General features: G+C 45.3%; 12 protein-coding genes. 1 reads left to right on the top strand and 11 read right to left on the bottom strand.

The genetic code is table 11. From position 1 onward, the window contains the following. From RMO79_RS00265 to RMO79_RS00215, 11 genes are all read right to left on the bottom strand, one after another. Positions 1-1,241: tetratricopeptide repeat protein (locus RMO79_RS00265; RefSeq protein ID WP_310481035.1), on the bottom strand; the 1,241-nt coding region annotated here is incomplete at its 3' end. A 68-nt stretch (positions 1,242-1,309) separates the two neighbouring features. Continuing rightward, positions 1,310-1,876, bottom strand: a complete 567-nt coding sequence (locus RMO79_RS00260) for a hypothetical protein (RefSeq protein WP_310481034.1) — start codon at positions 1,874-1,876, stop codon at positions 1,310-1,312. 42 nt (positions 1,877-1,918) lie between these two features. Next, positions 1,919-2,401: an MEKHLA domain-containing protein gene (locus RMO79_RS00255; RefSeq protein WP_310481033.1), complete on the bottom strand. Its 483-nt coding sequence runs from the start codon at positions 2,399-2,401 to the stop codon at positions 1,919-1,921. 20 nt (positions 2,402-2,421) lie between these two features. Further along, positions 2,422-2,850 (bottom strand): globin family protein, encoded by a 429-nt coding sequence (locus RMO79_RS00250; RefSeq protein ID WP_310481032.1) that lies wholly within the window; start codon positions 2,848-2,850, stop codon positions 2,422-2,424. A gap of 261 nt (positions 2,851-3,111) precedes the next feature. After that, positions 3,112-4,344 carry a DUF4331 domain-containing protein gene (locus RMO79_RS00245; RefSeq protein WP_310481031.1) on the bottom strand — a complete coding sequence of 411 codons (1,233 nt, stop codon included), beginning with the start codon at positions 4,342-4,344 and terminating at the stop codon, positions 3,112-3,114. 81 nt (positions 4,345-4,425) lie between these two features. Continuing rightward, entirely contained in the window at positions 4,426-4,620 is a 195-nt protein-coding gene (locus RMO79_RS00240) for a hypothetical protein (protein ID WP_310481030.1), read from the bottom strand. Between the two features lie 17 nt (positions 4,621-4,637). Next, on the bottom strand, positions 4,638-5,855 hold the full coding sequence (locus RMO79_RS00235; protein ID WP_310481029.1) for a hypothetical protein: 1,218 nt from the start codon (positions 5,853-5,855) through the stop codon (positions 4,638-4,640). A gap of 158 nt (positions 5,856-6,013) precedes the next feature. Beyond that, entirely contained in the window at positions 6,014-6,358 is a 345-nt protein-coding gene (locus RMO79_RS00230) for a DUF4079 domain-containing protein (RefSeq protein WP_310481028.1), read from the bottom strand. A gap of 157 nt (positions 6,359-6,515) precedes the next feature. Further along, positions 6,516-7,199, bottom strand: coding sequence for a DUF4439 domain-containing protein (locus RMO79_RS00225; protein WP_310481027.1), 684 nt, complete (start codon positions 7,197-7,199; stop codon positions 6,516-6,518). A gap of 100 nt (positions 7,200-7,299) precedes the next feature. Then, entirely contained in the window at positions 7,300-7,956 is a 657-nt protein-coding gene (locus tag RMO79_RS00220; protein ID WP_310481026.1) for a Coq4 family protein, read from the bottom strand. 211 nt (positions 7,957-8,167) lie between these two features. After that, positions 8,168-8,701, bottom strand: a complete 534-nt coding sequence (locus RMO79_RS00215) for a hypothetical protein (protein WP_310481025.1) — start codon at positions 8,699-8,701, stop codon at positions 8,168-8,170. Positions 8,702-8,965: 264 nt separating this feature from the next. Between RMO79_RS00215 and RMO79_RS00210 the strand changes: the two genes are divergently transcribed. After that, positions 8,966-9,511: helix-turn-helix domain-containing protein (locus tag RMO79_RS00210; RefSeq protein ID WP_310481024.1), on the top strand; the 546-nt coding region annotated here is incomplete at its 3' end.

Here is a 9,511-nt window from a genome sequence, read left to right as displayed (position 1 = left end):
GCTCGATCGGCTAAACCCGGATCTCTAATCCCCGACTTTAAAGCCATCTCCATCGCCTTCTGCGCCTGTTCTAGCTGACCTATTTGGAAGTATGCAGCGGCTAATGTATCCCAAGTTTCAGGATCTTGACGGATTTTAATTTCGGCTTGCATTAAGGCTAGAGCCTCAGTGCGATCTTTGGGTTGTCCCCATTCCATTAGCAATTGCGCCAACTCGCGCCGATGTCCGAAACCAGTCAGATCCGATCGCAATCTCTCTACCGCCAGATTCCAGGTTTGATTAGCCTTCACAGTATCGCCTTGCAAACGTTGGACTCGCGCCAACCCTCTGAGGGCGACGTGATCGTAAACTGTCGGGGCTTTTTGGTTGGTTAAAAAAAACCGATCGTATAATTCTACTGCTTGCTGTTTATCCGCAGTCCGAGTCGGATCGCTCTGCCACCGTCGGACGGATAATTCTGCCATATTTAGTAATGCTGGCGGATATTTTGGCAAAATATCTAGAGCCGATTTATATAATTCTTCCGCCTGCAGTAGCTCTCCCCGTTTATAATACAGCCGCCCTAATAACGTCCGCACCCACGCCGAGCTAGCCGCTTCCTCTGGCTCTTCGGCGACGATTGCTGCTTTAAAGTCCCGAATTGCCTCTCGATCTTGTCCCTGAGCGACTTCTACCAAGCCTTTGAGCGCGAGATGGTTCAGCGTCGGCACTTTTTGAACTAATATATCGGCAGTTTGTCTTGCCTTAATAGTATTGCCCAATGCTAGCTGAGTGGTAGTCAATAGGGATAACGATTCCGCTTTTGGGGGAAGCTTTTCGAGTAGGGCTAAGGTTTGGGTAAAATCGTGTTGGGCGGCGGCTACTTTGGCTAGCACGACAGTCGCACCATGATTTTCGATCGATAATCGAGCGAGCGATTCCTGGGCGGTTGCTTGGGCGAGTAAATACCAACTGCTTTCGCCTGTGGCGCGTGCCATTTTTAGATAAACTTGAGCTAATGAAGCTCGTTCTAATGCCGATGTCGGTTGTTGTTGAATCTGGCGTTTGTGAAAAGCGATTTCTTGTTGAAGATTTTTGGTGATTTTCCCTACTTCTGGACGTTGGAATCGATATTGCCAAGCTGGATTAATTCGGGGAGCCGAAAATACACTATAAATCGCGATCGAAACACCAATGCTAGCGAGAGCAAAGATCGCGATCGCTCGATGTGGAAATGATTTTTTGATAATAGGAATTTGCATATATGGTGATAACTTTAAAATTGAATATATAGTTCAAACAAACAACACGCCACAGCTAAAGTATGCAATTACTTTAGCTCAATCACTGGTGTCGTTTCGGCATTAGGCGTTTGGCTCTTAGGATCGATCGGCTGTGGAATGACGCTGTTACTATTATTGTTATTATTAAATAGTGGTTTGATTTCAACCCTTGCCGAGCCAATATTCATCGAGCCTTCCTTCATCTCGGCGAGTAAAATGCGCGGATCTTTATAGCCCAATCTTGGAGCCAGTAAAATGGCAATCCCGCGCGCTAATTCTGTTTTGTTTTGAGAAATTGCTTCTGCTAACGTCAGCATTAAAGTCCGGTTATCATCCAATCGCTGCTTGGTGCGATCGGCTTCTCCTTGGGCGACTTCTGGCGGATTAGGTCGCCAAGTCAAACCGAGTTGCCAGCGGACATTACTACCCGAAGTTGGCGAACCACTATTAAATCCACCGTTAAAGGAACTACTATCATTATTTGCCGAACCCAGATCGAGTTTGACACAGACACTAGAGCAATTATCCGAGCCGCTAGAGAATGAAGAAAATTGAGCGCGAACCGGGTCGGCGATCGCGATCGAGCAGATCGAGAAAAATAGAATATATTTCATGCCAATTATTTATATATCTTTTCAATTAGGAACATCATAATTTTACTTTTTAATCGATTTAAACCAAGCCGCTTGACCGTAAAAATCGACCTTATCTATAAATAAGTTCCAAATAGTGCCATCTACAATCTGAAATTCTGTCCCAGTTTTGCTCACCCGAATGCCGTTGTAATTATCGAGATAATTATGAATTTTGACTCGTTCCATCATTGCCGCTCTGGCAGATCGATCGACTAGTTTGGCAGTAGTACTAGAGTGCATAGTCGTCAACTCTGCCCAGGAAACTTCCCATAAATCTAGCACCCGTTGATTGCCATAAGTCAAAATCGGATCGGTAGTATTATCGTGACTCAAAATATAAAAATCAGCTTCAAATACTTGCTGTCCCAATTTAGCTAATGAAAATCCATATTCTTGGATGAGATCGCAACCCGTCCAGCGGTGGAGATTTTTAAGCATAATGACGACATGCTCTTGGTGGTAATTATTTTCAGGCGCAGGCGGAGAAAGTGGAGATCCAATCATTTATTTAGGTGCTTGAATAGTCAAATTGAGGCGACTGGCAGCGATGCAATGTCATCCGCACCATCTAACATGAGCTGTGTAACTGCTGTATATGCCTCGATCCAGGCTTGTTTTACTTCGATCGTCCAACCGTTGCCCAAACAGGATTCTAGCGACTTGAGGAGGCTATTTCCGACCATTGGATAATGCTGGGGCAACACGCCATATTTAATATGTCGGGTACCTAAACCTTTGAGTGTTGCTGTCAACAGATCGGGATTACGCAAATTATCGATCGTCAGTACCAATGAAGCAAACAATTTTTTGCCTTGTTCTGCCATGTGGGCGTTAGCAAATAGTGGTTCTAGTTCTGGATAGTCGGCAAACAGGTTTGCGTAAAATGTGGTGGTGAAGTCGGCACTTTGTTGTTTGACAGCATCAAGGCTTTGCTCTAATAGTTCGATGTTCATGGTTTGACAGGGGATAGGGAATAGGGAATAGGGAATCTACCTTGTATATACATTTCTGGTTAGAAGCAAAATTGGTGGAATCCCCCTGTCTTGAAAAGGTGCTTTACTTGGGGAAACCCCAAGAACGCACTTTTCGCTGTCTTGTCGGTTTTTTATTCTGGGGTTCCCCCAGAATAAAACCGCCGCTAAATCCCCCGCATCCTTGGGGGTTGGGGGATTTAGATCTCAAAACGAAGTCTACTAGACTCGTATATTAACGACCTAATTTGGCAATGCTAAATAAGGGAAATTGCCTTCCAACGGTTTGTGACCTTGAGCGGGATTGCTACCAGTTCCTTCATAAGAAACGTTATCACTCTTGACCGCGCCATTGCTTAACACGTTGAGAGTTTGGTCGATGACATCATCCTTGAGCATCCGACCGCGAATGGGGCTACCGCTGCTATTGACAGCATTCAGATAACCGCTGGCTCCAGTGGTATCGATCCGCATGACATCGGGTAAAAAGGCATTCAACAGAACTTTGGTACGCTCGTTATTATTACCCAATGCCTTGAGCGTGCGCGCGGCTTCTGCACCAATCGGGCCAGCAGCCGGACTGAGATCTGCTGTCGGCGGTACGCTATTGAAAGTAGCTAGTAAATTTTGACTGACAATTAAGCCTTCATTAATGCCGGGACGACCTAAACGTTCTACTTGTTGGTACTTACCAGTTGCGGGATCTCGGAGCGAAATTGTCTCCCAGATATCATAGATATTAGTACCAGCCGAACTATTCGGATTTTGGAGAAATTGCTGAGGTATCCGCGCAACAATTGTATTGACGTTATAACCTTTGGCAAAATCTAAAGCTTGGTTAGCCGGACGGAACCCAACACCAGGGCCAGTGCCTAATGCACCAGCACGGACGCGGAAGAATTGTTCGACATCAAAGAAGAACGGATCTTCGCGCAAACCTGCAAAAACGGCAATTTTGGAGCCACCACCACCTAATTGATTGACAATCGGTTTTTCAGAATTTAAGGGTGTCGTACTCAGATTTGTGGCAGAGACTTCTTTACCATCTTTAATGACGGTAAATTTAATTTGCTGCTGGTTACGATCGTTTGGTGGTGCAAATTCAAAGCGTAAGGTAATATCTTCTTGTCCGGTTGGAGCTGCATCTTTATTAGCAACGCGAGTTAGTTTAAACTCGTAACGGGCATTGGTACTAAAAAAGTATTGTTGACGAGCGACAGATCGGGGATTGGTATTCATTACTAAGACCAAATCACCTGGTGCTGCATTCGGGTTTTGATCTTGTTCGCGAAATGCATACAAGTCAGTCAAACTCAAACTGCGACTTCTGACATCGGTGTCGCCATCATCATGATCTGAAGCCATTAGGTATCGAGGCAAACTAGTTGCACCTAAAATAATTCCCACGGCGACGCTACCCAAAACTAGCGATTTTTTCCAATTAATGCGACTGAATTTAGGCATTGAGACTAACATATACGATTCTATAGATCCTGATAAAGTGGATAATTTTGTCGATTCATCTAGATATACGCTGCTACTTTAAGAATGGATCTCTTATCGATCGAGATTTTTCCAAATTACGCCTGCTGCTGGTCGATGGTGGCGTTCTATCGCTTTGTCGTCGCTGGAATATAGCTCAGATATAGTTACATCGGGTTCGGGATCGGGGGTGGCAGATATTGAATAAAGATCGGCAAAAAGCTCTAAGAAGTGTCGGATCTCTGCTAGAAATTGAGTAGGATTTTCCACGACTATTTACCCCCGATTCATAATTGAATGATTAATGTCAAGAATGCGTTAGCTGCACCCACGCCGCCAAAATAAAGCCCAGTAGCTAATCCAGCTTGGTTAGCTGGCAGTCTACTCAAACACCACGGAATTTGAGCGACTAATAATAGCCCCATTGCAATTCCGCTGGCGATCGCAATCCAGATCGGGATCGATAGTAATAATAGCCCTATTACAAATCCAATTCCACTGGAAATCGCCATCTCGAACGCGATCGATAGTAAATAAAAACTAGCGGATAAGCTGACCCCGATCGCAATTGAAATAGAGAGTAAGCTCACGAGCATCGATCGATTCAGTCCCCATTTTCTGACTTTCGATTCTAATGGTATTGCCGCGATCGCACAGACTAATAACATCCCCGCTGCAATATATTCAGCCGGAACGATCGGTAAGGTTGTATGTAATTTCTGAGGACAAATCCTGAGTAAGATATTTATCAACAACCCAGCAATACTACCAATTCCAAAGATTTGCAGCCATTCACCGTGCCGATCTTTAGCAGCTAAAATTCGCGGCTGGCTTGAATGTGCGCCCGAAATATTTCGATCTCGATCGATATTTGAATCGTTGGCGAAGCCTCTCTGAGAGAGAATCGTCATTTGAGGATCGGCAGACCACAATAAGACCGCTCCACCCATTAACATTACTGCACCTAATAAAAATGTATTTGCAGCACCCAAAAATTCGATCGCTCGACTAAAGATCGGGCCGATCGCACCCACTAAACCAACGACAAAAGTTAGAATCGAATTAGCTGCTGGCAAAGATTCTGTCGGGGCAAATTGTCGCAGTAGCGAAATTACTGGCCCTCGGAAAATAATTGTTGCGATGATCCAAAAACTCATCATTACGGGAATAATCCACCGTAACCCCAGGGGAATATTGCTATGTAATAACAACCCCGTCGCGACAAATAATAAGCCTGCTAATGTAATGCCTACAGAAATTCCTGGCAACCGACTGCCAATCCGACGCAGCGATCGATCGGATATCGATCCGGCAAAAGGTTCGATCGCCGCACCCAAGAAACCTTGAATTATCCCTAAACTTTGCGCGAGTTCGATAAACCCCAATTTAGTCAAGATGACTGGCTGATAAAAATTATATGCCATCCAACTAAAGACGATCGCAGCGAGTAATGCTGCCAATCCCCAAACCTGCCGCCAGAGGACGCGATGATATGATGTGTTCATAATGTTCTGGGCTGCGATCGAAGCTGGGGATAGGGGATAGGGAATAGGGGATAGCGGATAGTAATTGGTAAAGATAATCCAAAATCCTGTCTTGACCCAAACACATGCGGAGGAAACCTCCGCGTGATTTGGGTCGCAAAATCCAAAATCTAAAATAATTACTGGCTTAATGGAATTTCCAATAAATCTCTAACACCTGTCAAACCCTGAACGATAAAGAATAATAGTGCGATGCAATTGAGAATAATATGAGCATTTCGCCAGCGATTGGTGCGATCGCGATGAATTTCTGGCAACATTGCCATCGCACAGACTGTTAAAATTGCGGCTCCCAATCCATAATAAAAATGCGAAACAAACCACTCTTTTTCGCGCCGATAAATTCCATCCTGACAGCCCAGAATTATTAGTCCCATACTGGTAAGAGTGGCAAAAACTGCCCGCCAGGAGCCTTGTTTTGCCCGATCGATACACATAAAAGTCGCGATCGTCCCCCCATACATTAAGACGATCGAACCACTGGTCGGGTCACCCGCCCAGTGGGGTGGGTAGATCTCCGCCGCAACTCAAATAACTGTCTGACGAGGTAGGAGATGGGGACTTTATTTGAAAATCTAAATCCCCACCGCCAAGAATGCGATCGAGTACCATTCCTTTCTACTAAACTTTCAACACCCAAGCCGATCGGGTATTGGCATTGAAGAAAGAAGCAGGTACGATCGCGATATCTACACCCAGCGATTTAAAGGCGGCGCGAATTGCAGTAGCATGAGCAGCTTCATTAGTACCGATACTGGCTCCAGCAGTGATGAGCGCGGGAGTTTTGAGCTTGGCTGCTTCGAGAGTATAAGCAATGGTGGCATCAACTTCGAGCGCAAGCGCGAGTTTGGCGATATTGACATCAGAATCGATATTGCCTTCACCCGCCTTAATGTAGGAAGAAAGATCGTAGCTAGCTTCTGTTTTTACGGGAGTACCACCCAAGCTTCTGATGGCTTTGCTGAGGACATCTCGGTGCGCCTGATGATCGGTGAGATTGGCACCAGCAACAGCTAAGACAGCCTTGCCAACAGCAGTATCAGTCAGCTTGCCAGCCGCAAATTTATACGCCCAGATTGCCTGATGTTCGTAGTAGAGTCCGTTATTCAAGACGGTAATATCATTTTTCTTGGCTTGAGCCATTGTGCTTTTATCGAGCATTGCTGCTTCTGCCACCTGACTGACTGCGGGAATGGCAAATGCGGTAGCTAATCCAGCGGCTGCGCCAGTGAATAAGATGCCACGTCTGGAAACTTTGTGAGCTTGACGGGTAACAGCTTGAATTAGTGATTCGTTAGTGTCCATGCGATGGGGTTGCTCTCTAATAATTAATGAACTTTCCTACATATACGCGAGTCGTCTTCATTTGGATCTCTCGCTCGTCGAAACTATTTCGATCTTTGGGTTATGCGACAACAATACCTAAAGATACTCGAACCTGGGCGAGTGGCACTTCCCACATCGATACCCAATCGATACCAAATAAAGGCTGCGCGGCTTTTCCCATCGTCCAGCCAGTGGTGAGTGCCGTCATATATCCATCGGCAGCTTCAATGTTGTAAATCGAGGCTTTAAGCAGATTTTTAGTCAGTAGTGCCATCCAAAATCTCGATAATTGCAGTTGGGCAATACAAAATGCTTGTACCTGAATCTCGCCGAGCATACTAATTGGGCTACCCGTCACCACATGCCAAATATCGTGGGTTTCGCGGATATGAGTGTCAATGAATTCGGCGGCACTCGTCGCAGGTTTGGCTACTAAATGTTGAAGCTGATGGCTAAACATATAGTCGGCATAATGGTAGCCTAAAGTATCGACTGGTAATTGATGTAAGGCAGCTAAATCGATCGCTGCTAAGGGTTGGTGATGGGCTAAAGCGCGCTGGCTGTGGGGAAATTGCGAAAGATATTCGATCGTCAGGGCTAAACTTTGAGGATCGCCGCTGATTTCGAGCAGTCGATCGATCTCTGTAAAATCACCATCTTTTGCTTGTGTGATGGCAACCATACTAGAGAGCATCGATTGTTGCCAAGTATCTGGTTTTTCAAGAGTAATTAACATAGTCAAAGATGGTTAATAGTGAGCTGTACTTATAAATACGTTCTTCCCAAACAAATGGATCTCTAAATCTTTACTTTGGGGAGAATCTTGAAGCGATCGAATATTTCAACCAATGAGATCTATTTCTAAATACATTCTCCTCGAACAAATAGATCTCTAAATCTTTACTTTGGGGAGAATCTTTGAAGCTAGTGAATATTCGATCGCAGTTTTAACTCCCAAAGTTGAAGCCAATTCCAGCCAGGATACCCACATCAGCCTGACGATTATCTGGAAAACCAGCATTGAGGCGAATTGTGCCTGTAAGATTTTTAGAGACGGGGATATCGATTCCACCAGAAATTGCGGGACTAATAGATAAACCGCGATCGTATCTCAACATCGCACCACCACCAATAAACGGCGAAACGATCGTTTGTCCGGCACCGTTACGAATGGGGAAATCGGCACTGACAATCACCATCGAAGTGGCGGCTCCACCACCAAATAAAATCGTCGCATCGTGGAGCGAAAGGCTATCTGAGAATCTAACTTTAGTTAGAATTGCTACGCCACCCGTGCCGAGGGCAGTTGTATTACCGCCTAACCCGATTGCGCTACCGATACCGATATAGCCATTATTTTGATAACCGACATTTTCTGCTGGCGGAGCCGACTCAGCCACGACTGGAGATCCGCCCACAGCAATCAGGCTAGTTAAACAGCAGAGCGTAAGTGGTAAAAACTTGGTGAAGGATAGGGACATTGGGATTATTGGTAACAACTATTAGGGTATACGCCCAAACATTGCTGGTGGATCTATCTCCGTGTAAACCAGTGCTTCCTCAGCCAAAAGATGTAATTAGGTGCTATTGAGATCCATTCGATCGCCAGCAGCGTATAACCATTCAAATCGATAGAATCCACCCCTCGATCTCGTCTAGATAACGATCGATGAATGTGGTTTCGATCGCAACTTTGCCTAAAATATTTTTTCGTTGAGAGCTATTAATAGAGGTTGAGTGCGTAAATGAATCAAAATTCTGAGGGTATTTATCTAACCTCATTCCAACGTCAAATGTTGACAGAAAATCTTCGAGCCGAAGTTCCTAATTCCTATCGACAACGATTGGAGATCGTCCTTTTAACAGATCGTGGCAAAACTCCAGCCGAAATTTGTCGGATCTTGGGATGCTCTGCGGCTACGGCTAGTCGGTGGATGCAGCTTACCAAGGCTGGCTTGGCGCATCAGTATCTCGATTGCCCGGTGGGACGACCGAAATTGATTACAGATGAATATATCGAATTTCTACGGGAGTTGCTGCAACACAGTCCCCAAGATTACGGTTATCCCTTCAAGACTTGGACTGTGGGCTGGCTGGGGAAACATATTGCCAAGGAGAAGGGGATAGCAGTCAGTCACAGCCATCTCAAGCGGGTGATGCGGGAATTGGGATTATCGACGAGATCGAAGCCCAAGCAGCAGTCTAGCCAGTCTAGCGCGAATATTTCGATCGCCGATCTGCCAGATCGTACCCTGACTGCCAACGAAGAATTACCCGAACTTAATTTATTT

The sequence above is a fragment of the Chamaesiphon sp. VAR_48_metabat_403 genome (assembly GCF_031422475.1).
Taxonomy (GTDB): domain Bacteria; phylum Cyanobacteriota; class Cyanobacteriia; order Cyanobacteriales; family Chamaesiphonaceae; genus Chamaesiphon.
This window is presented reverse-complemented; position numbering and strand designations above follow the sequence as displayed.